The organism is Bacteroides ilei (assembly GCF_900128495.1).
GTDB lineage: Bacteria > Bacteroidota > Bacteroidia > Bacteroidales > Bacteroidaceae > Phocaeicola > Phocaeicola ilei.
The window spans coordinates 1-865 of record NZ_LT635806.1; the positions used below are offsets into that span (position 1 = coordinate 1).

General features: G+C 32.8%; 1 protein-coding gene. It reads left to right on the forward strand.

Translation table 11 applies throughout. From position 1 onward, the window contains the following. Positions 1–233: 233 nt before the first annotated feature. Positions 234–743: a hypothetical protein gene (locus BQ7489_RS17025; RefSeq protein ID WP_072532361.1), complete on the forward strand. Its 510-nt coding sequence runs from the start codon at positions 234–236 to the stop codon at positions 741–743. Positions 744–865 lie beyond the last annotated feature (122 nt).

The following is an 865-nucleotide window of genomic DNA, read 5'->3' on the forward strand; positions in this document are numbered from 1 at the left end:
ATGCATAACGGTCTGAAAATTACCACAAAAGTAAATTCAAATCCGTTCTCTCCAAAATCCCCTATAACAAATTGAATTTCAATAATTTCAAGGAACTTCTATGATTTTTTAGTGGACACTAATGATATAACATAACTGATGATGTTCAGCCATATAAAGAGATTGACAATACATACTTTTTAGTTAATGATTATGTAGATAAGTTATCCTCTAATGAAGCATTCACAACAAAAATGTACGATGTATCCGATGTGGAATGTTTGTATGTTAAGATAGAAAATATAGCCGTTGTAACTCCATACGGATGGCTAAATGCAGACATAGAAGAAGAAAATTACTCAAATTTAAAAGATTATATAGTTTATGCCCCAAGTTGGCTAACGTCGGAAAAACAATATGAAGGGTTATTGTTAAAACCTTTAGGAGCTAAATATCTAATTTTGTCAGAAAATAAAGAGAAAACAAAACCGCAGCTAAAAAAAGTTCAATTGTTAAAAAATGAATTACCTGAGCTGTCTAAATTATCAGGCAAAACGTACTGGACTATTTTTGATAGTTTAGGAGAATCCAACAAATGGCAAAGTAAATTCAGTGAGTTATCGGGTGCTATATTCTATCCTGAGATAAATAGTGGCAACACAAATGCTTTATCTTATGGAGGCTCGAATAGTTATCCACAAGGAGACAACGGAGGTCAAGCAAGATTACGAAATTTAGAAAAATTAAAGGAACAATATCCGTAAGCATTCGGTAAACCACGTTGCAAATTTTGTGAATTAGTTCCGAATCGGTGTTATTTGTAGTCGATTCGGAACTAATAGTATCTATTCGGAACAAGTTTGATGGGATTTAGCCCAATCACGTG